Origin of the sequence: Bacillus sp. UNC438CL73TsuS30, assembly GCF_000482325.1 — a bacterium.
In the GTDB taxonomy this organism is placed as follows: Bacteria; Bacillota; Bacilli; order Bacillales; family Cytobacillaceae; genus Neobacillus.
In genome coordinates this window covers 1-26,453 of record NZ_AXVA01000023.1, presented here as the reverse complement: position 1 = coordinate 26,453, position 26,453 = coordinate 1, and the positions used below count along the sequence as shown (strand labels likewise).

Sequence of the window (26,453 nt, the reverse complement as noted above, 5' to 3'; positions counted from 1 at the left end):
ACATCAATTTCCAGTTGACGTTTTTCCACTTGTTCTTTATGATTATGGAAGAATTATATACTCGTTTTTGACGGGAGAGGTTCATAGCGGAAACCCTCTATAAAAAACTATGGATACATGACGATTATGCCATGTCCATATGGGACATGGCTTTTTTGTTTTTTATATTGCTATTTTTACAGGAGGTCTTTTTATGTCTGGCAGAAACCATGAAGAAGGTTTAAAGGATTTAACTTTATTAGGAAATCAGAATACACAGTATTCGTTTGAATATGCACCAGAAGTATTAGAGGCAGTCGATAATCTCCATGTCAATCGGGATTACTTTGTAAAATTTAACTGTCCGGAGTTTACAAGTCTTTGTCCATTAACAAAGCAGCCCGATTTTGCAACCATGTATATTTCTTATATTCCAGATAAAAAAATCGTCGAAAGCAAATCATTGAAATTATACCTTTTCAGCTTCCGAAATCACGGTGATTTCCATGAGGACTGCGTCAATATCATTATGAACGACTTAATTAAGTTGCTTGATCCACGCTATATCGAGGTGTGGGGTAAATTCACACCGCGCGGCGGTATTTCGATTGACCCTTGGTGTAATTACGGAAAACCAGGGACGAAATATGAAGAAATGGCTCAATTTCGCTTAATGAATCATGATCTATATCCAGAAAAAGTAGATAACCGATAAAAATAAAGACAGTCGCCAGTTTTAAAAGCTGGTGACTGTCTTTGTTCATATCTTTAGTTCGTTTTAAATACCATGTGCAATCATGGCGTCAGCTACTTTGATAAAACCTGCAATATTTGCACCGACAACCAAATTGCCTGGATGGCCGTATTCCTCTGATGCCTTTACACTGTTATGGTAAATATTGACCATAATCATGTGCAGCTTTTGATCGACTTCTTCAAACGTCCATGCTAGACGTGCACTGTTTTGCGACATTTCTAATGCAGAAACAGCCACACCGCCGGCATTTGCTGCCTTTGCCGGAGCGAAAAGAACATCATTTTGAAGGAAAACATCAATAGCAGCAAGCGTGGATGGCATATTGGCTCCTTCACCGACTGCTTTAACACCATTGGAAACAAGAATATTTGCAGAAACTTCATCGATTTCATTTTGTGTCGCACATGGTAAGGCGATATCACATGGAATCGACCAGATTCCATTGCAGCCCTCATAATAGTGGGCATGAGGGTGCACATTTACATATTCACTAATTCTTTTTCTTTCGACTTCCTTTAACTGTTTTACGGTTTCAAGGTTAATTCCGCTTTCATCATAAACATAGCCACTCGAGTCGCTGCAGGCAACAATTTTTGCACCCAATTGTGAGGCCTTTTCCATTGCGTATATTGCAACATTTCCGGAGCCTGAAACAGCAACTGTACTTCCTTCTAGGCTAAGACCACGGTTATTCAGCATTTCCTCTACAAAATAAACCAACCCGTAGCCTGTTGCTTCTGTACGCGCTAAACTTCCGCCATATCCAAGACCTTTACCGGTTAAGACACCTGCTTCAAAGCCGCCGCGTATTTTTTTATATTGGCCAAAAAGGTAGCCAATTTCCCTTGCACCAACACCGATATCACCAGCCGGAACATCTACATCCGGCCCGATGTGCCGATAAAGTTCGGTCATAAAGCTTTGGGTAAAACGCATAATTTCTCTGTCAGACTTACCCTTAGGGTCAAAATCTGAGCCGCCTTTCCCTCCGCCAATAGGCAAGCCAGTTAAGGAATTTTTTAAAATTTGCTCGAAGCCTAAGAATTTAATAATACTGGCGTTTACAGAAGGATGAAAACGCAATCCGCCCTTATAAGGTCCGATGGCATTGTTAAACTGAACTCGGAAACCTCGGTTTACTTGGACTTTTCCTTTATCGTCAACCCATGGAACCCGAAAACTAATCGTGCGGTCAGGTTCAACTAGTCTTTCAAGAATGCCATGCTGCATGTATTTTGGGTATTTTGCGAAAACAGGAATAAGCGAATCAGTGATTTCCTTTACGGCTTGATGGAACTCATTTTCATTTGGATTTCGCCTTTTTACCATCTCAAATACTTCTTTAACATACTCCTTTGCCAATAGTTGCTCTACCTGATTGACCTCTTCAATTGCGGACATTGCTTTTCTCCCCCTGACACATTTATCTATTTATTTTTTCAATTATTGGAATTATCATTATGAAATATTTTATAATGGAGAAATAATCGAATCAATATAAATAATAGATTAGAATCATGCCGAATTGAGATGAATGGTGGTTAGAGCTGTGGAATTAAGGCAAATACAGTATTTTATCGAGGTCGCAAGGCGTGAACATATGACAGAGGCTGCGCAGAAATTAAATGTAGCACAGTCCGCCATAAGCCGGCAAATTGTTAATTTAGAATCAGAGCTTGGGGTCGACTTGTTTTTCCGTGAAGGAAGGAATGTACGATTAACGCCAATAGGGAAAATATTTCTTGAACATATGGAACAGGCATTAACGGTGATTGAAAATGGGCTGAGAGAGGTTGAAGAGTATCTTGATCCGGAAAATGGGGTCATTCGAATTGGCTTTCCCTCAAGCCTTGCTGCCCATACACTGCCAACTGCCATTTCGGCTTTTCGTGAACGCTATCCACTAGTGAAATTCCACCTGCGGCAAAGCTCCTACCATTCCTTAATTGATGGAGTGATCAAAGGAGATATTGATATGGCCTTAATTGGCCCGGTGCCAAAACATGAGGCGAAAGTAAAAGGAAGCACCTTATTCACGGATAGTATTGTCGCACTTTTGCCGGTGGATCATCGTCTTGCAGGGCAGCGTACTTTGGAGCTAAATCAACTGCGGGAGGAATCATTTGTTTTGTTCCCTCCGAAATTTATCTTAAATGAAATCATTGTAAACGCGTGCAGACAGCTAGGGTTTGAGCCAAAGGTGTCATTCGAAGGAGAAGATATTGATGCAATTAAAGGCTTAGTTTCTGCCGGTTTGGGAGTGACGTTGATTCCTGAGATTACATTGGTGGACAGCCTGCCGCGTGGAACAGTCAAAATTCCCGTGATGGAACCGTCTGTGACTCGTTCCGTTGGGGTCATCATTCCCCGTGACCGTGACTTACTTCCAACAGAGAAATTGTTTTATGAGTTTTTAAAGGAATTTTTCTCGATGTTGGAAGGATATCAAAACTAAAAAAACCCTGTGCCAAATTAATTGGCCAGGGTCTTCCTTCTTACACAAGCTGGTGGTTTGTTTCGCTTACTTTTGCTCCATTCGTCGACGATAAACGGTTTCTGCCTAACTGTTTCGACTGCAGCAACAATTGGTCGGCATACACATATCCTTTTTCCATTGAGACTATTTCATTAACCTTAAAGAAATACAGTCCAAATGAAGAGGTATAGTGTATCGTGGCTGTTTCGCCCTTATACTCAACATTAACTTCACTAGTTTCAAGGCTCTGCAGGATGGTTTCAATTAATGCGGCACATTGTTCAAAATGCCGATGCCGAAGAAACAACGTAAATTCTTCTCCGCCGCTCCGAAACAAATAATCGTCCATCAAAATATAGCTTTTTAATGTGGCTGCAAAATGCTGAATGACCTGATCACCGACCGCATGGTTATAGTTATCATTAATTTGCTTAAACTTATCAATATCAGCGACAACAATTCCGAGATATTCACCAGTTTGATTCAATTCCTCCATCTTTTTGTCCATAAAGGCCCGGTTAAACACCCCAGTCAAAAAGTCGGTATAGGCCATTTGCTCAAACCGATCCCTTTCAATCTTATTTTGAATATGCTGTGATTTTGAAACGAAGGAACGGCTGACTAGATAATTAAGAATAAACAGACTGATCAGCATCTCCCATTTTTGTTCCTGGAGAAATAAAAATAATAGACCGTTTGTGAACGATAATTTCCCCATATCAAGCACGCTTCTGCTTTTGAAAAAATCAATCGCTTCCTTACCCGTTTTAATATCCCCTAGGAAATAGAAGATTAAAACGAGATAAAGATCAGATAGGATTGAGGTAACGGTTACGAGTAAAAACATTAAAATCCAAAAGCCGAATGGGACTCCCTGAAATTTTGGATAGTACGTATGGAATAAATAAAAAGCAATTGAATTATTCAATACAAAAGCACCGATATTATAAAATGTATCGGTAAATTCATGGGAATCGGCTGTTTTCGTTACTTTCTTATAAAAAAAGACAATAAAGCGGTAAAAGGTCTCAAAAATAAACAAGCCTAGTGGACCGGTAAATAATCCAATTGATAAGCTATAGGAAATTCCATAATCAACGGATGTACTTCCATTTTTGCTTGTAATCCTCAGGTGATGATAGAGGCAGGAAAAGAACAAATATAAAAGGAAGGCCTTCATGTAAAGGTTATTTTCAATGCGAATAGGTCTGGAGCCTATTGCGGCAGCCAGTGAAGCAAAAAATAGTAAAAACGTTAAGATATTGGCCTTTAACATCGTAATTTGCTTCCCCTTCCCCAGACTATATCTCCCATTTTACCGTAAATCACCTAATGGTGCATAAGTATTTTCAGATAAATCAAACTTGCAAATTGTGGAATATATCCAAAAGCCTTTCATATATATTGACGGTGCGTGCCGCCAAAATAAAGTCGGAATATTAATGCGAATAATGGTTCGAGGCAAGAATATTGTGCTATGATTGGTGCTAATCTTTATTTTATGGATTTTTCCTAAATAATTACAATTCTATTTTGGTTAAATTACTTTATAATAAATGAGTATCGTCATATAATATAGATGCTAAATTTTTCGAGCGTTTTTGCAAAAAGAATTATAAATCTTGTAATCTACCTCCAGATAGTGTTGATATAAATCGAATATTGTAGAATGTGAGAACGGACTAGGGAACGAATGAATGAGGAGATGGAAAAAGTGAGTAATAAGGCAGTCATTTTGGGGTGTAACTATTATATCGGGTTAAGTGTCATCCGCTGCTTGGGTGTGCACGGAATCCAAACAGTTGCGGTTGATTATTCAGAGGAAAATACGTACGGAGCGAAATCAAAATATACATCAGAGCGGCTGATCGCTCCTCATTATAAAAATGAATCGGAAAAATTCATTCAGTTTTTAATTGATTACGCGAAAAAACAAAATGCGAAACCGGTATTATTTCCATGTCATGATTCTTATTTGGAAGTCATCGATGAATACTTAGATGAAATCAGAAAGTACTACTTAATCCCGCAGACGGAACAAGGTTTATATACGAAGGCCATGAATAAAGAAGTATTGCACCGTATTGCGATGGAAAAAGGTGTGAATGTACCGGAAACGGTTCGGGTAAACGAAGAAAATCTTTTTGAAAAAGTAGAAAGCATCTTGAAATACCCATGTATCGTAAAACCAACCGATTCACCTACCTTCGTGGCAAAGTTTAGAAGGAAACTTTTTAAGGTCCATAATCGTCAAGAATTACAGGAAGCATTGGCCAAAGCAGAAGAAGCGGGCCTAGAAGTCATTATACAAAGAATTATTCCCGGTTTCGATGATCATATGCACACCTTTGATGCGTATTTAAACCAGGATTCAAAGGTGTCCCACTGGGCAACCTTCCAAAAGTTCCGCCAGTATCCGATCAATTTTGGCGCATCTGTTTATACCGGCCAAAAATATATTCCGGAGCTGTATGAAATTGGCGGGAAATTTTTAGAGGAAATCGGCTGGAAAGGATTTGCCGAAATTGAATTTAAAAAGGATGCCAATACTGGCAAGTTTTATTTAATTGAAATCAATGCACGTACGACGAACTTTAATACGTTAATTAATAAAATTGGCTTGAATATGCCATACATCGCCTACCGCGAGCTAACCGGAAATCCACTGCCTCCTAAGGCAATCAAAGAAAATACCGGCCAGGTTTTCTGGTATGGCTATGAAGATATGCTGGCTGTGAAGGATTATATTAAAACAGGACAGCTGACCGTCCCGCAGGTTGTGAAATCGCTGTTTAAAAAACATGCCTACGCAATTTGGGATTGGAAGGATCCAAAACCAGGGATTTCTTATGCAGGAATCATTGCGGGGAAAGTGGCGAAGAAATTTTTTAAATAAAAACTGGACCATGTTTGGTCCAGTTCATCTTTTTATTGTTTTTCTTAAAACTTACTAGAATAAAAATGGAGTTGATTACATGTTATTAACGGATGTTGTTAAAGACCTTGAATTTGAACCAATTAAGGGAGAGTTAGACAGGGAAGTAAACTCCATTGCCTATGATTCTAGGGAAGTAGTGGAAAATGGCCTCTTTGTAGCGATTTCAGGTTTTAAGGTCGATGGCCACCAATTTATTGAAAAAGCAATTGAAATGGGTGCGACAACGATCATTGTTGAAAAGGATATTTGGGTTGAGGACTATGTAACCATCTTAAAGGTGGCAGATTCCCGCAAGGCATTAGCGAGAGTTTCAGCTAACTTTTACAATAATCCAACAGAAAAATTAAATTTAATCGGGATTACGGGAACGAATGGAAAAACCTCGATCACCTATTTTCTGAAATCGATTTTTGAAGAAGCTAAAAAATCAGTTGGACTTATTGGTACAATCGGAACGGTCATTGACAATAAACTCATGAAGAATCAAAATACAACACCGGAGTCGTTAAACCTGCAAAAAATCTTTACCGATATGGTTGAAGCTGGTACGGATGATTGCATTATGGAGGTCTCCTCCCATGCGCTCAGCCTAAACAGGGTTGCCTATAGCAACTTTAATACAGGGATTTTCACCAATCTTACCCCAGATCATTTAGAGCTTCACCACAATATGGAAGATTATTTCCAAGCGAAGGCTCTTTTATTTGATATGACGCAGGATTACAATATCATCAATAACGATGACCCTTATGGCAAGCGGCTCATTGAGAAAATAAAAGATTATGATACGACCCTGATGACGTATGGAATGGATTCCGATGCTGTTATCTATGCATCTGATATTCGCTATTTTGCTGATTATACTCTTTTTACAGCCAATACCCCAAGAGGAAACATCGAAGTTAGAGTGAACATTCCCGGGGATATTTATGTGTATAATAGTTTAGCTGCAATTGCTTGTGCGTACTGTCACAAGATTGATTTGCAAACGATTCAAAAAGGAATCCGCAACCTTGATGGCATTAAAGGCCGGATGGAAGTGGTCTTTAAGGACAAGGACTATAAAATTGTGATTGATTTTGCTCATACTGAGGATGGATTGGAAAAGGCCCTCACATCGCTTAGACCTTACACAAAAGGCAAATTAATCGTGGTATTTGGTGTCTATGCGCCTGATAGTGAGATCGGCAGATTGAAGCGCCGTGCCATGGGTAAGACAGCGGCCAAATTTGCTGATTTAGCCATTGTTACCTCCGATAATCCAAAGGATTTAGATCCGAATTTCATTATTGACGAAATCGTTGATGCAGTTGAGGAAGAGAATGGAAACTATAAAGTTTTTGTTGACCGTTTAGAAGCTATTCAATATGCGATTCATGTCAGCACGGAAGAAGATACGATTCTCATTGCCGGAAAGGGACATGAAACGGCCCAAATTGTCGGCAAAAAGGAAATTCCCTTTAATGAAGCGGAAATTGTAAAGGAAACGTTAAAGAATCGTAAACTATTAGTGTTTTAATAGAGATGGATAAAAAAACTTTTACTCTTAATCGATAATTATTCAAAGCAGAACGAAAGGTGATAATTAACTATGTGTGGTTTTGTAGGCTTTGCCGATACAAGCAAGACTGTAGATAAAGTAATGACAGTGAATAATATGATGGACACGATCATCCACCGCGGACCGGACAGCGGCGGTGTGTTTACCGATGACCGTGTAGCCTTTGGCTTTAGACGACTTTCGATCATCGACTTATCTGACGAAGCAAGTCAGCCAATGTACAATGAAGACAACAGCGTGGTGCTGATTTTTAACGGGGAAATTTATAATTTTGAAGAAATTCGCAAAGACCTTGTTGCAAAAGGCCATCAATTTATAAGTCATACTGATAGTGAAGTCATTCTTCACGGTTACGAAGAGTATGGCGTGGATTTACTGCAAAAAGTGAGAGGAATGTTTGCCTTCTCAATTTGGGATCAGAAAAAACAAGAGATGTTCTTAGCGCGCGATTTCTTTGGAATCAAGCCGCTTTACTATACACAGAACACAACAGATGGCTCGTTTATCTTTGGTTCAGAAATCAAAGCATTTCTAAAGCATCCATCTTTTAAAAAGGAATTAAACAAGGATGCTCTTAAACCATACCTTACGTTCCAATATTCTGTACTTGATGAAACCTTCTTTAAAGGTGTATTTAAGTTAAAGCCTGGCCATTACATGATCTATAAAAACGGTAAGGCCGACATCAAGTCTTATTGGGATGTTAACTTTGATGAAAATCAAGACAGTTTAGAGCATTATGTGGAAAAAATAAAAACTACAGTCGAAGAATCAGTGAAGTACCATAAGATCAGTGATGTGAAAGTCGGCTCATTTTTATCCGGCGGGATTGATTCCAGCTATATCACTTCCCTGTTAAAGCCAAATAAAACGTTCTCTGTTGGCTTCCAGGACCATGAGGGGATCTTCAACGAAACGAATCTTGCCAAGGATTTATCGGATATTCTTGGAATTGAAAATCATAAATCGGTTATTAATGCGGATGAATGCTTTGAGAAGCTGCCAACGATCCAATACCATATGGATGAACCGCAATCCAACCCGTCCTCTGTTCCGTTATATTTCTTAGCGGAGCTTGCTAGCAAGCATGTTACCGTCGTGTTGTCTGGTGAAGGTGCCGATGAAATTTTCGGTGGTTATGAGTGGTACCGCCCTACTCCAGCTATGGCGAAATACGAAAAAATTCCGTTTGCGCTCCGCCGTGCGGCCTCAAATGTTGCGAAAGGGCTGCCACAGAACCGCATTACGGGCTTCCTTGTCAAAGGCGGCCAAACGGTTGAAGAAACCTTTATTGGTGAAGCCAAAGTTTGGGATGAAAATGATGCGTTAAAAGTATTAAAGGATGACTTTAAGAAGGGTCCTTCCGTTCGAAGCATTACACAAAAAGTCTATGATAAAGTGAAAAATAAAGATGATGTAACGAAAAAGCAATATCTTGACTTGAAGCTCTGGCTTCCTGGCGATATTCTGTTAAAAGCAGATAAAATGAGCTGTGCGCATTCAATTGAGCTCCGTGTTCCGTTCTTGGATAAGGTAGTGATGGGAATGGCTTCACACATTCCTACGCCGCTTCGTGTGAATCAGGAAAATACAAAATATGCACTGCGTACTGCAGCGAAGGAAGTATTGCCGGAAGAATGGGCCAATCGTCCAAAGGTCGGCTTCCCTGTGCCAATCCGCTATTGGTTACGTGAAGAAAAGTATTATAATTTGGTCAAAGAAAGTTTTCAGTCCGATATTGCCAAAGAATTCTTTAACACCGATGAATTGGTGAAGTTTTTGGACGACCATTACCATAACAGACACAATTATGCCCGATATATTTGGACGGTTTATGTATTCTTAGTTTGGTATAAAAAGTTTTTCATAGAATTAGAGTCTGATGCGCCTTCTCAGAAGGCAAAACAGCCTGACGAGTTGGTTACCGTTTAATCCTTTGAACGGAACGATAATTTTCAAGAAATGGAAGGTGGTTGAATGAAAAGTTTAGGTGTAATCGGTGGAATGGGTCCCAAGGCTACCTCTGTATTTTTCGATAAGGTGGTTGAAAATACAGTCGCTGATCGGGATCAAGACCATATCGATATCATGATCCTGAATCACGCCACCTTACCGGATCGTACCGAAGCCATTTTAAATGGACAGGATGATTTATTTTTAGATGCAGTGAAAAAGGACTTCAAACTATTGGAGTTTGCCGGTGTTTCTCATATCGCGATTCCTTGTAATACTTCGCATTATTTTTACGATCAAATGCAGGCCATGACAGAGATTCCGATTATTCATATGGTGGATGAAACATTAAAAGTGATTTATCAAAAATACGGCGAAAACGCCAAGGTTGGACTGTTAGCAACAAAGGGAACCATCAGCAGCGGTATTTACGAAAAAGAATCCAGCAAATACAAGATGCAGATGTATGTTCCGAGTGAAGCAGTCCAAAAACAGACGATGGATATTATTTACAGCATAAAGGCGGACAAAATGATTGACCCGCTGGAACTCGAAGAGATGATCCATCAGCTTATTTTTGACGAAGGTTGTAACTGTGTGGTTCTTGCCTGTACGGAGCTTTCTTGTGTAAGGATTGGTGATGAGGCAGCGCAGTACTGTGTGGATGCATTGGAGGTTCTCGTTGAACAGTCGATTGCCCTTTCAGGCGGCACCTCGAAAAAACAAAATAGTTCAGCCGTGTATTCTTAATAGATTTGCATGATACGGAGCGGAAGGTGGGATTTTCATGGCACCAACTGAATTGGAAAAATTAGAAACGTTTTTAGCAGAGTCGTTCTCGGACGGGGTAAGTTTTCGCGAGCTGCGATTATCGGACGAGGAAGTGGGTTACTTACTAAGAAGGTATCCAAACGCCAGTGTTTTGAAGAGCACTGCTTTGGAGTCCGAGGATCATAAAGCATGGTATGAAGTCAACCTATTGCCCGCTTACGATGCTGAATCGAAGTTTGAAGACATTCAAAAAGAAAATGAACGGTTAAAGCAAGAAGTGGAAGCGTTGAAAAAAGCATTGGTTACACTGGGATAATCGCTATAAAAACACCTAGCCGCAGGATGATGGGCTAGGTGTTTTCTTATTTATGCCAGGAGCCTGCGAATAACTAGGTTGGTTAAATTCGGTACGACTTCTAGAGAGTAGGTCATTTCCATTCGTTCCAGTTTTTTATGGGCATCCACCCCATAAGGGCCAATATTGATAACCGGAACGTTTAACTCGCGGATATCCTGATATTCTACATAGTGCTTGGTTCCCCAGCCGGGATTATTTTTCGAAACGGCATTAATTCCCTCTTGATCATCACTTAAAGCAACAAAGCTCATATCTGAAATATACGGAAAGAAGTTCCTTGTCACAATTGGGTGCTGGTAGCTTGGCTGTACAGCCTCTACTGCCTCATCCAGGGCATCAATTAAAGCCTGTTCACAACTTGTTTTCCCTGTTAATTCAATTCTTGGTGAATACAGTGAAGAGTAAAACAGAATGATCGCGGGATTTTTATCCTTCATCCATTTCCAGGCTTCCTCCACTACTCTTGCCGCAAACATCCGCGTATCAAGCTCTTGATTTTGCAATAATATCTCTTTAAATTCATTCATATGACCAACGAACGCATCCCCATGTTCCACCACAAGCATTTGTTCCATTTCCTCATATGTAAACACTCGAGGTGCCCATGGCAGTTCTACATAAGGCTCACCACTCGCCGCACTGTAACGTTTATAGCGCTCATCAAAGGATGCAAGCGCCCTTTCAAAGGCAATTAGTGCCTGCTCCTTTAACTTTTCCAGTACATCCTTTGGAGACCATGAATGGATAAAAAAGTTATAGTAAACATAGGCAGATAGGGCAGTCTGTACGGTATAGGATGGTTTAAGGTCGGTTTGCTTTAAGGAAACAGGCGGTACCGTCGTCTCCCCAAATGCCTCGTTACAAAGCTCAGGGTTATAATTAATCTGTTTGGTTAATTCCGCCGCAATAAAGTTCGGGTCTAAACCCTCAAAACAGGATCCGACATGGGTTTCTGCACCAGTAATAAAAAACGATGGCAGGAGCTTCCCAACCGTGCCTCTATAGATATAGCGGTTTAGATCCCCGGCATAGCGGGGCGAAACAAAATCAGAATTAATGGCCGCAACATAATCAAAGCCATGTTCCTCTTTCCAACTTTTTAATACTTTTAAGGCAGATAAAACACCGTGAGAGCTGTCTTCTTCATCACATTCTGCTAAAAGGACAAGATTTCCATCTAATTCCTCAGGATGCTCTGAATAGTATTGTAAAAGATAAAGATGGCTGGCGACACCGCTTTTCATATCAAGGACGCCGCGTCCAAACAGCCAGTCCCCTGAGTCCAAATGTTCTTTTGCAGAAACAGGGAGATCTTCCTGCTTTAGTGCTTCCATCAACTGATCAGGAAAACACGCCCGATCCTTTAATTGATTAAAGTCATCGATTCCTACCGTATCCATATGACCCATTAAAATAACCGTTCGATTGCTTGTACCCTTTGTTCCCTTCACAAAGGCCAACACATTGTAGCGTTCATGAATATCATTAATGGTCTTCTCTAATGTTAAGTAGGATGCGTTTTTGGAGAAATAAGGGAGATCTGCGATAATTTTATATAATGAATTGGCAATTGCCTTCTCGCCAGCTGTATTAACGATACTTTCAACATTCACGAGCTGAGTGGTTAAAGCAAGAACCGCTTCCCGGCTTTCAAGCATGGTACATTCCCCTTTTTGAATAAAATGTTTTTACAAAAATGTATACCTAAAGCTTTTTGGCGTCAAGTAGTTTATTAATATAATATTTTTTGAATATTTATTATTGATTTTATCATATTATTTCGCTATACTAAAAACTGTTATTTGAAAAATAAAATAATAAATCCTCATCTTTTCAAGTTTTGAGATGGGGTAGAGGTCGCGATTTTTAAGAGTATCCTATTGGAGATTTAGTGAAATCTATGAAAATAGGAAAAAGGAATAATCGCCGAAGTCACTGAAATCACTAGTTTCAGGAGGCTGGGACTGCACTCAAACAGGGGCAGAACTGTCACAATTTAGTAAATTGTGGAGAGCTATCTTTTTCAAAGCTTAAAGATGAGGGTGTGCCAGGCACCGTCATAAGAATATGGCGGTGCCTTTTTAATTTAAGGGAGGGAATATTGTGAAAAGAATAATGATTCTGCTAGCAGTTGCGCTTGTATTTGTTTTATCAGCATGCGGAACGAAGCAAAATAACGAAACGGCTTCAGCAAAAGGTTCTAACTTAAAACTAGTAAAGGATGGCTCGTTAACCTTTGCGATGAGCGGTTTATATCCGCCATTAAACTTTAAAAAAGATGGAAAATTGTCTGGATTTGATGTGGAAATTGGGAACGAAATTGCAAAAAGAATCGGTTTAAAGGCAAACCCTGTAACGAACCCATGGGAAACAATCATTCAAGGATTAAAAGCAAACAAGTATGACGCGATTATCGGAAGCATGACCGCAACACCTGAGCGGGACAAGCAGGTTGACTTTACAAACCCATACTATTTATCAGGCGCGCAAGTCTTTGTTGCTGACAGCAATAATGCTATTCAATCAAAAGACGATTTAAAAGGCAAAACCATTGGGGTTATTCAGTCCAGCACATGGAAGGACATGGCGGTTAAATTATCCGATAAGGTAAAAGGCTATCCAAGTGATGTTTACGCCCTTCAAGACTTAGCGTTAGGCCGAATCGATGCAGTGATCACGGATAAAATTGTTGGTCTGAATGCAAAAAATGAAAAGCATCTAAAAATTAAAGCGGTTGGTAACCTGTTAAATGAGGACCGCGTTAGTGTAGCGGTTACGGAAGGAAACAAAGCGCTTACTGATAAAATCAATAAAGCCATTGCTGATATGCAAAAGGATGGAACTTATGAAAAAATCAGTAAGAAATGGTTTAATGAAAACCTTTTAGAAAAATAAAAAGCTTTTTAAGGAGGCTGTAACATTGACGTTTTTACACAATGTGACGGGAATTTTAAGTGAAAATGGTATGGCCTTCTTGAAGGCCACCTGGATGACCATCTCGATTACGGTTATTTCTTTAGTGTTTGCCATGATCATTGGAGTGATTTTTGCCGGATTTAAAATTTCGTCTATAAAACTGTTAAATCGCGTGGCAGACATCTATATTGGGCTAATCCGCGGTACACCATTAATTGTTCAAATCATGTTTTTATACTATGGAATTGCCAATATCGTTACGCTGGATAGCTTTACCGCAGGTGCGCTGGCATTGAGTATTCATACTGGTGCCTATATTGCTGAAATTTTCAGGGGGGCGGTGCAGTCTATTGACCGTGGTCAAATGGAAGCGGCGAGGTCGTTAGGGATGCCGTTGCCGCTTGCAATGAGGAGAATTATTTTCCCGCAAGCCTTCAAGCGTTCGATTCCTCCACTGGCCAATCAGTTTATTATCAGCTTAAAGGATTCATCACTGGTCGCCTATATTTCTGTTACAGACCTATTCAATACGGCACTGACGGTACAAGGTGAAAACTATATGCCGTTTGAGACTTATTTCGTTGTCGGTTTTTATTATTTAATCATTGTGCTAATCTTTACATGGTTAGCAAACCGGGTTGAGCGGAAGCTAGATGTCAGTAAACCGAAGGAGGCGGCAGTAGCGTGATTGAAATTAAACAGCTATCCAAATCCTTCGGTGAATTAGAAGTCTTAAAAAATATTAATTTGCAGGTTCAAGAAAAAGAGGTTGTCGTGCTGATTGGTGCCAGTGGTTCTGGAAAAAGTACACTGCTTCGTTGTATGAATTTCCTGGAGACGGCGAATAACGGCGAGATTATCATTGATTCGGAAAAGGTTGACCATGGGAAATCCAATCTCAATAAAATAAGGGAAAAGGTCGGAATGGTTTTTCAACATTTTAACCTGTTTCCTCATAAAACTGTGCTTGAAAATATCATCGAGGCGCCAATCTATGTGAAAAAAGAAACGAAGGCCAAGGCAACTTCTAAGGCATTGAATCTTTTGAAAAAAGTTGGCTTATCCGATAAGGCTAATTTTTATCCTGATCAGCTGTCAGGCGGGCAAAAGCAGCGTGTTGCAATTGCCAGGGCATTGGCGATGGAACCAAAGGTGATGCTTTTTGATGAACCAACCTCTGCACTTGACCCGGAGCTGGTTGGTGAAGTCCTTCAAGTCATGAAGGAATTAGCTGAGGAGGGCATGACGATGGTGATTGTCACCCATGAAATGGGTTTTGCCCGCGAAGTGGCAAGCCGGATTATTATGTTGGCAGATGGGAATATCATTGAAGAAGGGTCTCCAAATGAAATTTTTTCAAATCCAAAGCATGAGCGGACCCAGAGATTTTTAAACAAGATTCTATAATGAGATTGCCCCTTATGGGGGGCAATTTTTTTAATTTGCATATCTGAAAAAATACGTAATAAATATATTATGAGGTTAAATAAGTACTGATCCTTCCTTTTCTACGTTAATACGATGCCGAAAATGATGTCGTGATTAGCCATTTGAATAGTCAAAATGGAGGGTGGGAAAAGGATGATTTTTAAAGAAATGGAGAAGTTTGAAGAGTTTTTATCGAGATCTTTTGCAGATGGAGTCAATTTTCGTGAATTAAGGCTTTCACAGGATGAAGTTTCACTCGTAAAAAAGAGATATCCTAAAGCGAATGTTAAGCAGTGTCAGCCAATGGAGTCAGTAGATGGCAAGAATTGGTATGAAATCAATCTATTATTCCCTGTCATTTCGAAGGACGAAACAGAAATTGAAGCTGTTCAAAGAGAAAACCGAAAACTGCGACAAGAGCTTGAGACGTTGAAAAAATCAGTGGCTCTTTTTTAAAATGGAAAGTCCAACAAATTGTTGGGCTTTTTTTAATGAATTGGTTTTGGCTGAATAAAATGTACTAAAAGTGAGTTGGAGGAACTATGGAGCACCTTAAAAATCTAGTCCTTTTGAATGGGACATTAAACAGGGAAAAAGTCTATAAAAGTGAAACGCTTTATCAAGGGATGAATGGCAAATCTGTTGAGCGATTTTATCTGTCACCGACTGAAAGTTACATTTTTAAGCCATTAACCAATAACAGGCAGTTAGGGAAAGAGGTTTGGGTGTATGAGCATGTCCTCCCCTCTTTTCCGAAGGTCTATCCTAAACTACTAGCTTACTCGGTTGCTGAGGAACTGGATGAGAATTGGATGATTTTTGAGGATCTTGGATCGCTTCATCATGATTTTCAGGAGGATACGGTTTTAGAAGTGGTTAGGCTGATGGCGGGATGGCACTCCCTCTCTGTTGAAGGAATGGTGGGACTTCCTGTGACAGGGCTTAAACCGAAAATGGAGCACATCCTTTTAGAACTTACAGAGAAAAGGATTTTGGTACAGGATTTGGGGATAGATGAGATTTTCCCGCTCCTTGATGGGGTTAATTTTTCAAAGAGGCTCGTGTTATCACACGGCGATCTTCATATTGGCAATATTGCAAGGACGGGTGAGAAAGTGGTGGTGTTGGATTGGGAGCATACCCATCTGAATGCACCCTATTGGGATTTGTATCATCTGTTGGATCTCGCCCACCCTATTTTTCCGAAGCAAGTACCTCATCTGTTTCGGGAGTTGGCCTTAAAAACGTATTGTGAGCATGCGGGAATATCGGATGAGACCTTTATAAGGGAATACTATCTATTCTCCGCTGCGTTCTCGATTTGGATGTTGTTGTTGATTCGAAGTGACTTGGATTCTGGGCAGAAAAAATGGCCGAGAGAGCAGCTGGAGGTACAGTTCGAGGAAACGGTTACAACTTTAAGGGATTGTATCGGGGAATTGTTGAATTGAAAAAAGCTAACCGCGGGGTTAGCTTTTTCTATTTACGCTTTTTTCTCAAAGTTTTGTGCAATTCCAACGATTACATTTACGGCTTTTTCCATGTTATCGACAGAAATAAATTCATATTTCCCGTGGAAGTTTTCGCCGCCGGTAAAAATATTAGGTGTTGGCAGACCCATAAAGGATAGTTGCGAACCGTCCGTTCCGCCACGGATTGGTTTAATCAGCGGCTTAATGTCAAGGGATTCCATTACTTCCTGGGCAATATCAACGATTTGTTTAACCGGCTCAATTTTTTCGCCCATGTTGTAATATTGGTCATTCAGTTCAAGAAGGATATTGTCCTCGCCATATTTTGCTTTAAACTCATTGATTAGGTTTGTAATGACTGTTTTGCGATTGTTGAATTTTTCTCGGTCATGGTCGCGGATGATGTAGTATAGCTTGGTTTGTTCAACATCCCCATTGATTGAAATGAGATGATAGAAGCCTTCGTACCCTTCTGTGTACTCAGGTGCTTCGTCTGCTGGGAGCTTGTTGTTGAACTCCATCGCAATTTTGGCAGAGTTGATCATTTTACCTTTTGCTGAGCCGGGGTGAATATTGTTTCCTTTAATAGTAATCTTGGCTGCAGCCGCGTTAAAGCTTTCGTATTCTAATTCTCCTAGCGGACCGCCGTCGACGGTGTAGGCGTATGTAGCGTTAAATCGGGCAACGTCAAATTTATGCGGCCCTCTGCCGATTTCTTCATCCGGAGTGAACGCAACGCGGACCTTACCATGTTTGATTTCCGGATGGTTGATTAAGTATGCCATTGCGGTCATGATTTCCGCCACTCCGGCTTTGTTGTCGGCGCCAAGCAGGGTTGTGCCGTCGGTGGTGATTAAGGTATGACCTTTGTATTCTGGGAGGCTTGGGAAGTCTTTTGGTGATAGGACAACTTTTAGGGCCTCTTTTAAGGTGATGTCGCCGCCGTCATAGTTTTCGTGGATTTGCGGGTTGACGTTTTTGCCGGTGAAGTCTGTAGTAGTGTCGACGTGGGCCAGGAATCCAATGGTGGGTACGTCTTTTTCTGTGTTGGATGGAAGCGTTGCCATTAGATAGCCGTTTTCATCGATGCTGACTTCCTGCATGCCAATTGCCTTTAATTCTTCTTCAAGCTTGTGGAGCAAGGTCCACTGCCCTGGTGTTGATGGACAAGTGCTGCTGCTTTCATCAGATTGGGTATCAATTTTTACATAGGAAGTAAATCTTTCAATGATTTCATTTTTCATGTTTGTTTGCACTCCCTTTTTGTTTTGTACATGTTTATAATAGCACTTTCGTTGGATGGGTACACGTTTTTAGAATGATTAAAAATGATTGCTTAAATAGGAGGTGCTTTACTGGCGGAAGATCATCTGTAACTAGCGGATAAGCAGCCAAAACTGGCGGATACGCAGCCAAAACTAGCGAAAGGCGCACAAACTAGCAGATACGCAGCCAAAACTGGCGGAAGCGTCACACAAACTAGCGGATAAGCAATCATAACTAGCGAAAGGCGTCCCACTGACAGATGCCCACCCCTTATATCTTAGTTAAGTCCATGATGTAGGCTCGGTTCCTAAATGTTCCTTGAAAAGTCATGTTCATGCTTAATAAAATACGTTTTGCGGTATCTATATCATCAACCTGCAAGAACTCCCTACACTCTCGATTCGTAATCGTTCGTTTAAAAAGCAGGAACCACTCCTGTAAGTTCCTCACATGGGCCAAATGATCAGTCGCCTCACAATAAGGACACCACCAGGTCCTGCGGTGTTTCACCATCCCAATCCTATCGCACACCTTACAGATCACCCCAGGCCGGATATCCCCAAATGGTATTTGATAAGCCTCGCAGATTGGCTTTGGAATATAGCGTTGATGACTATTAAGCAGTTCTGCAGAAAGCCACTCAAAACACTGATGATCTAACTTTTTTGCTTGCTGCGGGATGCTGTTAATAAAAGCGGGAATCGAACTGGGGAATAAGACTTTTGCCTTCGAAGGCGGGACTTCCACAATTTGTTTTGGGTAAGCAAGAACAACAGCACCATAAATAGGAATATAAATGTTTCGGGATCTAAGCCAGGCACTCAATAATTCACGATTGCGATCCAATTGAACGAAAGGGCTTTCAAACCCATCTTTTTGTCCATTTTCCCTTGTGCGAATCAGTTGAGGTGGATTTTCCTTAAACTCCAAACTTCCACCAATATTCTTCGTTTCAAAAACTAACCCATAAGAGGGAGTCATAAAATAGGTATCCATTTGGAATTTCTCATCGGAGCTGGGGGACAAATCGTGGAAAATGTGGTGGTCAAATGGAAACGAGTGTCTTCTAAAAATTTCAGCTACCTTTTCTTCTCCGCCAATTCCTGCCTCCACTGATATCTGCTTACTAGATAAAACGGGCAGAATCGGATGGTTCGCAGCTAACCGATTTTGAGCAGAGATGACACCTGCAAGAGTAAGTGACGGGTCTCTTTCTTTTAATATAAAAATATCTTTCACCTCTATATATTCAGCCTCGTAAGTATCTTAGCACAACCCACACACCCATACTAAGCCTACAAAGTAATGTTCTAAAAATTGTAAAATATATCCGTTGACCACTATTGACCTGATTGGTCAACGGGGTTACAATGACATTGACTGATGTGGTCAACAACACAAGGTTTAGCGCAATAAAAGAAAGAGGGCAGCCACTATGTTTTCTAAATTTCTCAACCTAGATCAAGAAAAACAAGACCGAATAATCAATGCAGCCATAAAGGAATTCGCCCAGAAGGGATATGATAACGCCTCAACAAATGAAATCGTAAAAGACGCGGGGATATCAAAAGGCTTGTTATTTCATTATTTTGGCAATAAGAAGCAAATGTTTTTATTTTTATTTGATCACTGCTGCAAAATTATTGCCGATGAATTTTACAAAAAAATCAATTTACAGGAAACAGACTTTTTCAACAGAATTCGCGGAGCCATCTTAATCAAGACAGAATTATTAAACCAATATCCAAGCCTATTTAAATTTATTGAAGAGGCTTATCTAGATGAATCATCTGAAATTAAAATTGAGATTGAAAAAAAGGTAAAGGAACTAAATGACATCAATTTTGGCAAAATCTATGAGGGCATTGATTTTTCAAAATTCCGATCGGATATGGACATACAAAAGGTCTTAAAAATTATTACCTCTACCTTTGAAAAACTGGGTGAAGAGGAAATGAATAAGGTAAAGCTTTCCCCCTCTCACCAAATTGATTATGAAAGAATTCAAGTAGAAATCGAAGAGTATTTTGCAATCTTAATGAAAGCTTTTTATAAATAAGGGGGCTCATGCGATGAATGTGATTGAACTGAATCATCTAACAAAGACCTATGGCAATTCGCGAGGCATTACAGATATCAGTTTTCATGTCGAGGAAGGAGAAGTTTTCGGGTTTATTGGGCCGAATGGCGCCGGAAAATCGACAACCATCCGTACACTTCTTTCACTCATCTACCCAACAAGCGGCAATGCCATGATTTTTGGCAAGGACAGCGTGAAGTATGCACCGGAAATCAAAAAAGAAATCGGTTATTTGCCCTCAGAAGTTTTTTATTATGACAACATGAAAGTCAAAGACCTCCTTAAGTACTCGGCAAGTTTTTATAAAAAGGATTGCAGTAAACGGATGAAAGAATTAGCCGAAATCATGGATCTTGACCTTAATAAAAAAATCGATGATCTCTCATTTGGGAACAAAAAGAAAGTCGGGATTGTCCAAGGGCTTCTTCATGATCCAAAGCTTATCATCCTCGACGAGCCGACAAGCGGGCTTGACCCGTTAATGCAGCAAAAATTCTTTGATTTATTAAAAGAAGAAAATAAAAAGGGCAAGACGATTTTGTTTTCCTCCCATATCTTGAGTGAAGTGCAAAAAATGTGCGATCGCGTTGCGATTATTAAAGAGGGCCGGCTTGTAAAGGTGGAAAAAATCAGCACCTTACGTGAAAACAATCATAAGAAGTTCAAATTAGAAACCAAGGCCCCACTTACGAATCTAACAATCGATGGGATCACGAATTTTGAGGTGAAAGACAATATCACTAGCTTCCTATACAGCGGCAATATCAACTTAATTTTGAAAAAGCTTTCGGAGTTTGAGCTTGAGAACATTTGGATTGACGAACCAGATCTTGAGGAAATCTTTATGCACTATTATGAAAAGGAGAATTAAAACGATGAATATCTTTCTCCATGAACTAAAGGCATATCGGAAATCGACGGTAATCTGGACACTTTCTTTAGCAGCGTTGATTGTTTTCTTCCTCTCGATGTTCCCTGGATTAACACAGGATGCGGATCAGTTTAAAAAGCTGCTGGAAAACTATCCCGAGGCGGTGCGGAGGGCACTGGGTGTTTCGCTTGATAGCATTACATCTTTATTAGGGTTTTATTCCTACGGTTTTAACTATGTGCTTTTGTGTGGTTCCATTCAGGCAATGAATCTAGGAACCTCGATATTATCAAAAGAGGTTCGGGAAAAAACAGCTGATTTCCTGCTCACAAAGCCTGTTACAAGGAAGCAAATTGTCACAGCTAAACTATTGGCAGTAGTAGCCTCCTTGATCATTACGAATGTTATTTACATTATCATCGCAGTCAATACGGCATCAGCCGTTAGTAAGAATTCATTTGATTTAACAGCCTTTTTGCTGATTTCACTAACCGCTTTTTTAATAGAATTGATGTTTGTGGCACTGGGAATGCTTATTTCAGTATCAGTCCCAAAAATTAAATCCGTTTTGCCGATTTCACTTGGTACCGTATTTGGCTTTTACATCTTAAATATGTTAGGTTCGGTGATTGGTGAAAAGGCGATTCGCTACCTTACTCCATTTAAGTATTATGAAACAACTTATATTATGAAACATTCAAGCTATCAAATTTCTTTTGTCATCATTGAAATGGTTTTTATATTTGCAGCGATTACCGCAAGTTATGCGATTTATTCTAAAAAAGACATGCATGCTGTATAAGGGGGTGTGGTCATGAATTTGTTTTTACGAGAAATGAAGGCAAATCGGAAGTCATTGATCATTTGGTGTTTTGGTATCCTGTTTATGGTTGTAGCCGGAATGGGAAAATATGAGGGTTATTCTTCCTCATCAGGTCAATCGATTAACGAACTGATGGCGAGTATGCCGAAATCCTTACAGGCGATGATGGGCGTCGGAGAGTTAGATTTTTCAACCCCAATCGGGTTTTACGGGATGCTATTTGCGTACCTTCTTTTAATGGCTGCAATTCATGCATTAATGATTGGCGCCAATATCATTGCAAAAGAAGAGCGGGACAAAACAACAGAATTTTTAATGGCAAAACCTATCTCGCGTAGTAGGATTATCACGGTTAAGCTATTGGCTGCCCTTGTGAATGTAGTTATTTTCAATCTTGTCACGTTAGTTCTTTCAGTGGCAATGGTATCCAAATTTAATAAAGCAGGTGATCCGCTGGATGTTATCTATACCTTAATGGCAGGTATGTTTATGCTGCAGCTTATTTTCGTGTTATTAGGTTCAACAATGTCAGCTGTTCTCAAAAAACCAAAACGGGCGGCATCCATCGGAACAGCTATTCTTTTAATCTTGTATCTATTATCGATTTTTATCGATCTAAACCATAAGCTGGATGGATTAAAGTACTTGACCCCCTTTAAATATTATGAGGCGAAAAAGGTGATGTCGGATGCAGCACTTGACCCTGTATATTTGAGTGTGTCTATCGCAGCAGTAGCCGTTTTAGCAGCAATTACCTATGTTTTCTATCAAAAAAGGGATTTGAATGTTTAAAGACCAAATCCCTTTATTTTATGAGTCATTAAATTAAGAATGTATAAAGTGCTTATTCAACAACTGTATCTAAAAAAACTACTAGATCATCATATCTTTAACACTCGGAAGAATTTCATCCGGGTGTTTTTTTAGCATTTTAGTGGGAGAAATAGCGGAAAAGGAAGTATTATAGCTAAAAATAATATCCAAAATTTACAAATTATTCGTAAATTCGCAGAGCTATGATGATAGAATACTATTTGAAAATTTAAAATCTACTGCTAAAGACCTATATTTGTAGATTTTAAAAGAATAAGAATAGGAGGGGCATTTTTATTCATTTTAAAAATGGGGGGAAAAGCGGATGGTGAAATGGAAAAAGGTGCTCGGTTCTTCATTGCTTTCTGCCGGGCTAGTTTTTAGTTCTTTTGCACCGGCAACATTTGCAAAGGAAGTAAAGGGGAAAAACGTTCAGCTGCAGAATCTTCATAATATGGAATTTAGCCAGCCAAGCGGTAATTCAGGCAAATTACCTTTTCTTGACCAACATACAGGAGGCCCATTTGACGAAGGGATCATAAATGAAGACAAAGTACTTAAGCTATTAATTAAGCAGGGAATTGTAGACAAGAAAGCTTCCTTAGAGGAACAGCACAAACAAATGTATGATTATATTTCTAATAGGGCTGAAAAGGCAGAGATTAAAGGAACCAATCAGCAAGAAATTAAAAGAGTCCGGGCAAAGCTACAGGAAAAGAAAAAGTTAAAACTTAAACCTGCAGGAGCGCTGATAGCCGATAAAAAGGTAAATCCAAAAGTGTCTTCCGGCAAAAAAGTAGGACCAATTCAGGAAGAAAAATGGACGGGGACGGAAAGAAAAGATAAGGTATTGGTGCTCTTAATTGACTATCCAGACTACCCGCATAACAGCATTAAACCAGAAGATGGTTCCCTTTTATACTATAAGGATTATACTCAGCAACACTATCAAGATATGATTTTTGGTGATAATGGATATAGCGGCCCTGATGGTCAAAACTTACTCTCTGTAAAACAATATTACGAGCAGCAATCAGGCGGAAGTTATACGATTGATGGCCAGGTTTCTAAATGGTATACCGCAAAGAATCCGGCAGCCTATTATGGCGGAAATGATCCAGCACAATATGACAACGATAAAAACCCGCAAGCTTTGGTGTCCGAAGCCTTAACAGCAGCTGCTCAAGATCCAGCTATTAATTTAGCTGATTATGATAAGGAGGATCAATACGATCTGGATGGTGATGGAAACTATCGGGAGCCGGATGGGATTATTGATCATTTAATGGTAATCCATTCTGGTATTGGTGAAGAAGCCGGCGGAGGGGCACTTGGTAATGATGCGATTTGGTCCCACAGCTGGGATTTAGGCCAACCGGTTAAGATTCCAAATTCAAATTATTATGGATACACATATACCATTGAACCGGAAGACGGAGCCTCTGGTGTCTTTGCTCACGAGTTCGGTCATGATTTGGGCTTGCCTGATGAATATGATACGGCGTATACCAAGAATGATGTTGGTGCTCCAACCGAATATTGGACGATTATGTCCTCCGGAAATTGGGCCGGAACCATTCCGGGGACAGAACCGACAGGCTTTAGCCCCTATGATAAGGAATATTTGCAAGGAGTCATGCCTGGGTCGAACTGGTTTAAAAATACCGAGTATAAATTAACCGACCTTAAAAGTGAAAAGAACGTTCTTTTAGATGAGGCAAGTGTCAAGGGAACAAACCAGGACGGAATCAAAATTCAATTACCAGATAAGCCGACAAAAGTTAATACACCTGCAAGCGGTAAGTATGAGTACTTTAGTGGAAGTGGAAATAATCTTTTCAATGGTATGATAACCGCTGTGGATTTAACAGGAAAAACTTCTGCACAGTTAAAATTTAAAACCTGGTATAACATTGAACAAGACTTTGACTATGCCTATGTGGGAGTATCCTTAGATGGGGTAAATTTTACTCCGCTAAGTGGGAACATCACAACCACTAGCAATCCATACGGTGGTAATTTTGGAAATGGGATTACAGGCGATTCAAAGGGCTGGAAAGATGCTGTGTTTGATCTATCTGCACTAAAAGGGCAAAAGTTTTATTTAGTTTTTGCTTATGTTGCTGACCCATACGTTGCGATGCCTGGTCTTTATGCAGATGATATCCAGGTAATCGCAAATGGCAAGACGATCTTAAGCGATAACGCAGATGGAGCACAATCGCTGTTTGAGCTTTATGGTTTTACGAAAAATAAGGGTATTACATTAACAGATAACTATTATTTATTAGAGTGGCGCAACTATGCGGCTGCAGATGAAGCGCTGAGACATTTAACGAACGCATATGGTATAACGTATGATCCAGGTGCCCTGCTTTGGTATGTAGATAACAAATATACCGATAATTGGGTAGGTGATCATCCTGGGGATGGATTCCTGGGGGTAGTAGATGCCCATCAGAGTACAGCTGATTTTTACGATAGTTCTACAAATGCAGATCTCGGAGTAGTCCCATATTCATTATTCCAAATTCAAGATGCAGCCTTTTCCTTAAGTAATACGGATGCTACCTATATCGATCTTTCACAATATGGGGCTCCATATTATGTTGCGTTAAATGCACAGCCGGCTGTCAATCTCTTTGATGATGCAAAGGATTACAGCAATCCAGGCCTCATTTACGCAGGGCGCAATGTACCGAAGTTGGGATTAAAAATCCAAGTTACGGACCAAGCAGCAGATAAGTCTGTTGGCACCGTGAAGCTGTCAGCAAATATTTCAGAATCTGTGGCATTAAACCAATTGAGCAAATCAGTTTATTCCAATAAAGCTGGATATAACAAAGTAACCATTTCCGGTAAAATAAAAGGCTTAGTTGGAAGCAGTTTGAGGTATGAGGTTCTTAACAGCTCCGGTAAAGTAATCACTTCCTTTACTGATACATTAACAGCGATGGATCAATCCTTTAATGAAACACTGGCATTGCCTGCAAATACCCCAACTGGAAACTATACAGTGAAGGTAACGGCAGGTTCAGCTTCTAAACAAGTGTCCTTTAAAGTTGACAACGATGCACCAAAAGTAACGGCATCGCCAAACGGCAGCACGACGCCTATAAAAGAAGCAGCAACAAAGGTTACGGCTACAGATGCCAATCTTGGCACATTGGGGTATGTTTGGTCACAGAGTACAAAGGCTCCATCTTCAGGTTATAAATCATTTACGAATGGCTCTGTTCTAAAACAGCCAGGTAAAAACGGCATATGGTACCTATATGTCCAAGCAAAAGATAAAGTGGGGAATTCTACAACGTGGAAATCAAATTCCTTCAATCTGGATAGTGCAAAGCCAACTGTAACGGTTTCACCGAACGGCAACACGAAACCGGCAAAATCGGTATCACCTAAAGTTACGGTTAAGGATTCGAACCTAAGCAGCTTTGCATATGCCTGGACGAAGAGTGCAACTGCACCGAAATCGGGGTATAAATCGTTTAAAAATGGTTCTAAGCTAACCCTTTCAAAGGTGACTGGAAAATATTATTTGCATATTTATGCAAAAGACAAAGCAGGTAACACGTTAACCTTTAATTCCAAATCATTTGCCTTAGATAACACAGCACCGGGTAAACCTCAAGTTGATAAAATCGTAAGTAAAAAGAAAATCGTTACCGGTCATGCAGAAAAAGGCGCGAAAATCACGATTAAAGCAGGAAAGACCACTGTGACTGGTTATGTTAACAGTAAAGGGAAGTACTCGATTAACCTGAAAAAGGCCTTAAAAGTGGGAACGGCTGTCTATGTAACGGCAACGGATACAGCAGGAAATAAGAGCTCCGCCGCAAAGACCACTGTAAAAAAGAAATAAAATTATAAAGTAAAAAGGCAGGAACCATTAATGTGTACCCTTTGTAAAGGACATTTTAAAAAAAGGTCAGGCAACTTGAAGAAGATGATCTCTGTATTGAACAGGGGTCATCTTTTTTAGGTT

At 40.0% G+C, this 26,453-nt stretch carries 22 protein-coding genes and 2 riboswitches; of the genes, 17 read left to right on the top strand and 5 right to left on the bottom strand.

Annotated elements, in window-relative coordinates:
- The first annotated feature begins 70 nt into the window (after nt 1–70).
- Nucleotides 71–117, top strand: a riboswitch (PreQ1 riboswitch).
- Nucleotides 118–193: 76 nt separating this feature from the next.
- Complete coding sequence (queF, locus tag M028_RS0109920) at nt 194–694, top strand: preQ(1) synthase (RefSeq protein ID WP_026573785.1); 501 nt, start codon at nt 194–196, stop codon at nt 692–694.
- Nucleotides 695–757: 63 nt separating this feature from the next.
- Here queF and gdhA read toward each other — a convergent pair whose 3' ends face one another.
- Nucleotides 758–2,137, bottom strand: coding sequence for an NADP-specific glutamate dehydrogenase (gene gdhA, locus M028_RS0109915; RefSeq protein WP_026573784.1), 1,380 nt, complete (start codon nt 2,135–2,137; stop codon nt 758–760).
- A gap of 148 nt (nt 2,138–2,285) precedes the next feature.
- On the opposite strand from gdhA, the gene M028_RS0109910 reads away from it, so the two are divergent.
- Nucleotides 2,286–3,191, top strand: coding sequence for a LysR family transcriptional regulator (locus M028_RS0109910; protein WP_026573783.1), 906 nt, complete (start codon nt 2,286–2,288; stop codon nt 3,189–3,191).
- A gap of 40 nt (nt 3,192–3,231) precedes the next feature.
- Here the strand turns inward: M028_RS0109910 and M028_RS29730 are convergent, their stop codons facing one another.
- The gene (locus tag M028_RS29730) at nt 3,232–4,488 is read right to left on the bottom strand and encodes a GGDEF domain-containing protein (RefSeq protein WP_035424035.1); all 1,257 of its coding nucleotides are present in this window, start codon (nt 4,486–4,488) and stop codon (nt 3,232–3,234) included.
- 429 nt (nt 4,489–4,917) lie between these two features.
- On the opposite strand from M028_RS29730, the gene M028_RS0109900 reads away from it, so the two are divergent.
- The 5 genes from M028_RS0109900 to M028_RS0109880 all read left to right on the top strand — a co-directional run bounded on the left by M028_RS0109900 (nt 4,918) and on the right by M028_RS0109880 (nt 10,751).
- Nucleotides 4,918–6,108 (top strand): carboxylate--amine ligase, encoded by a 1,191-nt coding sequence (locus M028_RS0109900; protein WP_231510792.1) that lies wholly within the window; start codon nt 4,918–4,920, stop codon nt 6,106–6,108.
- Nucleotides 6,109–6,187: 79 nt separating this feature from the next.
- Nucleotides 6,188–7,669, top strand: a complete 1,482-nt coding sequence (locus tag M028_RS0109895; RefSeq protein ID WP_026573781.1) for a UDP-N-acetylmuramoyl-L-alanyl-D-glutamate--2,6-diaminopimelate ligase — start codon at nt 6,188–6,190, stop codon at nt 7,667–7,669.
- A 72-nt stretch (nt 7,670–7,741) separates the two neighbouring features.
- Complete coding sequence (gene asnB, locus M028_RS0109890; RefSeq protein WP_026573780.1) at nt 7,742–9,643, top strand: asparagine synthase (glutamine-hydrolyzing); 1,902 nt, start codon at nt 7,742–7,744, stop codon at nt 9,641–9,643.
- Nucleotides 9,644–9,688: 45 nt separating this feature from the next.
- Entirely contained in the window at nt 9,689–10,414 is a 726-nt protein-coding gene (locus M028_RS0109885) for an aspartate/glutamate racemase family protein (protein ID WP_026573779.1), read from the top strand.
- A 37-nt stretch (nt 10,415–10,451) separates the two neighbouring features.
- Entirely contained in the window at nt 10,452–10,751 is a 300-nt protein-coding gene (locus M028_RS0109880) for a hypothetical protein (protein WP_026573778.1), read from the top strand.
- 50 nt (nt 10,752–10,801) lie between these two features.
- Here M028_RS0109880 and M028_RS0109875 read toward each other — a convergent pair whose 3' ends face one another.
- Complete coding sequence (locus M028_RS0109875; protein WP_026573777.1) at nt 10,802–12,451, bottom strand: M20/M25/M40 family metallo-hydrolase; 1,650 nt, start codon at nt 12,449–12,451, stop codon at nt 10,802–10,804.
- A 185-nt stretch (nt 12,452–12,636) separates the two neighbouring features.
- Nucleotides 12,637–12,818, top strand: a riboswitch (Lysine riboswitch).
- Nucleotides 12,819–12,896: 78 nt separating this feature from the next.
- Here M028_RS0109875 and M028_RS0109870 point away from each other — a divergent pair.
- The 5 genes from M028_RS0109870 (at nt 12,897) to M028_RS0109850 (ending at nt 16,588) form a co-directional block, all read left to right on the top strand.
- Nucleotides 12,897–13,688, top strand: coding sequence for an ABC transporter substrate-binding protein (locus M028_RS0109870; protein ID WP_331280314.1), 792 nt, complete (start codon nt 12,897–12,899; stop codon nt 13,686–13,688).
- Between the two features lie 70 nt (nt 13,689–13,758).
- Nucleotides 13,759–14,397 carry an amino acid ABC transporter permease gene (locus M028_RS0109865; protein ID WP_035424039.1) on the top strand — a complete coding sequence of 213 codons (639 nt, stop codon included), beginning with the start codon at nt 13,759–13,761 and terminating at the stop codon, nt 14,395–14,397.
- On the top strand, nt 14,394–15,116 hold the full coding sequence (locus M028_RS0109860) for an amino acid ABC transporter ATP-binding protein (protein ID WP_026573774.1): 723 nt from the start codon (nt 14,394–14,396) through the stop codon (nt 15,114–15,116). Before M028_RS0109865 ends, M028_RS0109860 begins: the two co-directional genes overlap by 4 nt.
- A gap of 174 nt (nt 15,117–15,290) precedes the next feature.
- Nucleotides 15,291–15,593, top strand: coding sequence for a hypothetical protein (locus M028_RS0109855; protein WP_026573773.1), 303 nt, complete (start codon nt 15,291–15,293; stop codon nt 15,591–15,593).
- 86 nt (nt 15,594–15,679) lie between these two features.
- Nucleotides 15,680–16,588 carry a phosphotransferase family protein gene (locus M028_RS0109850; RefSeq protein ID WP_026573772.1) on the top strand — a complete coding sequence of 303 codons (909 nt, stop codon included), beginning with the start codon at nt 15,680–15,682 and terminating at the stop codon, nt 16,586–16,588.
- A 32-nt stretch (nt 16,589–16,620) separates the two neighbouring features.
- Here the strand turns inward: M028_RS0109850 and pepT are convergent, their stop codons facing one another.
- Nucleotides 16,621–17,853, bottom strand: a complete 1,233-nt coding sequence (gene pepT, locus M028_RS0109845; protein ID WP_026573771.1) for a peptidase T — start codon at nt 17,851–17,853, stop codon at nt 16,621–16,623.
- Between the two features lie 292 nt (nt 17,854–18,145).
- Nucleotides 18,146–19,114, bottom strand: coding sequence for a nuclease-related domain-containing protein (locus M028_RS0109840; protein WP_231510791.1), 969 nt, complete (start codon nt 19,112–19,114; stop codon nt 18,146–18,148).
- Between the two features lie 196 nt (nt 19,115–19,310).
- Between M028_RS0109840 and M028_RS0109835 the strand changes: the two genes are divergently transcribed.
- From M028_RS0109835 to M028_RS32035, 5 genes are all read left to right on the top strand, one after another.
- Entirely contained in the window at nt 19,311–19,934 is a 624-nt protein-coding gene (locus M028_RS0109835) for a TetR/AcrR family transcriptional regulator (protein WP_026573769.1), read from the top strand.
- A 13-nt stretch (nt 19,935–19,947) separates the two neighbouring features.
- Nucleotides 19,948–20,826 carry an ABC transporter ATP-binding protein gene (locus M028_RS0109830; protein WP_026573768.1) on the top strand — a complete coding sequence of 293 codons (879 nt, stop codon included), beginning with the start codon at nt 19,948–19,950 and terminating at the stop codon, nt 20,824–20,826.
- Nucleotides 20,827–20,830: 4 nt separating this feature from the next.
- Entirely contained in the window at nt 20,831–21,628 is a 798-nt protein-coding gene (locus M028_RS0109825; RefSeq protein WP_026573767.1) for an ABC transporter permease subunit, read from the top strand.
- Nucleotides 21,629–21,640: 12 nt separating this feature from the next.
- Nucleotides 21,641–22,441, top strand: a complete 801-nt coding sequence (locus tag M028_RS0109820; RefSeq protein ID WP_026573766.1) for an ABC transporter permease subunit — start codon at nt 21,641–21,643, stop codon at nt 22,439–22,441.
- Between the two features lie 346 nt (nt 22,442–22,787).
- On the top strand, nt 22,788–26,330 hold the full coding sequence (locus M028_RS32035) for an immune inhibitor A domain-containing protein (protein ID WP_081810706.1): 3,543 nt from the start codon (nt 22,788–22,790) through the stop codon (nt 26,328–26,330).
- Nucleotides 26,331–26,453: the final 123 nt, after the last annotated feature.

Bases quoted from the DNA above. Each gene is read 5' to 3' on its own strand.
- gdhA (WP_026573784.1), bottom strand. From the start codon at position 2,137: ATGTCCGCAATTGAAGAGGTCAATCAGGTAGAGCAACTATTGGCAAAG.
- M028_RS0109825 (WP_026573767.1), top strand. From the start codon at position 20,831: ATGAATATCTTTCTCCATGAACTAAAGGCATATCGGAAATCGACGGTA.
- pepT (WP_026573771.1), bottom strand. From the start codon at position 17,853: ATGAAAAATGAAATCATTGAAAGATTTACTTCCTATGTAAAAATTGAT.
- M028_RS0109865 (WP_035424039.1), top strand. From the start codon at position 13,759: ATGGCCTTCTTGAAGGCCACCTGGATGACCATCTCGATTACGGTTATT.
- M028_RS0109820 (WP_026573766.1), top strand. From the start codon at position 21,641: ATGAATTTGTTTTTACGAGAAATGAAGGCAAATCGGAAGTCATTGATC.
- M028_RS32035 (WP_081810706.1), top strand. From the start codon at position 22,788: ATGGTGAAATGGAAAAAGGTGCTCGGTTCTTCATTGCTTTCTGCCGGG.
- M028_RS0109835 (WP_026573769.1), top strand. From the start codon at position 19,311: ATGTTTTCTAAATTTCTCAACCTAGATCAAGAAAAACAAGACCGAATA.
- M028_RS29730 (WP_035424035.1), bottom strand. From the start codon at position 4,488: ATGTTAAAGGCCAATATCTTAACGTTTTTACTATTTTTTGCTTCACTG.
- M028_RS0109885 (WP_026573779.1), top strand. From the start codon at position 9,689: ATGAAAAGTTTAGGTGTAATCGGTGGAATGGGTCCCAAGGCTACCTCT.
- M028_RS0109855 (WP_026573773.1), top strand. From the start codon at position 15,291: ATGATTTTTAAAGAAATGGAGAAGTTTGAAGAGTTTTTATCGAGATCT.
- M028_RS0109880 (WP_026573778.1), top strand. From the start codon at position 10,452: ATGGCACCAACTGAATTGGAAAAATTAGAAACGTTTTTAGCAGAGTCG.
- M028_RS0109895 (WP_026573781.1), top strand. From the start codon at position 6,188: ATGTTATTAACGGATGTTGTTAAAGACCTTGAATTTGAACCAATTAAG.
- M028_RS0109830 (WP_026573768.1), top strand. From the start codon at position 19,948: ATGAATGTGATTGAACTGAATCATCTAACAAAGACCTATGGCAATTCG.
- M028_RS0109900 (WP_231510792.1), top strand. From the start codon at position 4,918: ATGGAAAAAGTGAGTAATAAGGCAGTCATTTTGGGGTGTAACTATTAT.
- M028_RS0109850 (WP_026573772.1), top strand. From the start codon at position 15,680: ATGGAGCACCTTAAAAATCTAGTCCTTTTGAATGGGACATTAAACAGG.
- M028_RS0109875 (WP_026573777.1), bottom strand. From the start codon at position 12,451: ATGCTTGAAAGCCGGGAAGCGGTTCTTGCTTTAACCACTCAGCTCGTG.
- asnB (WP_026573780.1), top strand. From the start codon at position 7,742: ATGTGTGGTTTTGTAGGCTTTGCCGATACAAGCAAGACTGTAGATAAA.
- queF (WP_026573785.1), top strand. From the start codon at position 194: ATGTCTGGCAGAAACCATGAAGAAGGTTTAAAGGATTTAACTTTATTA.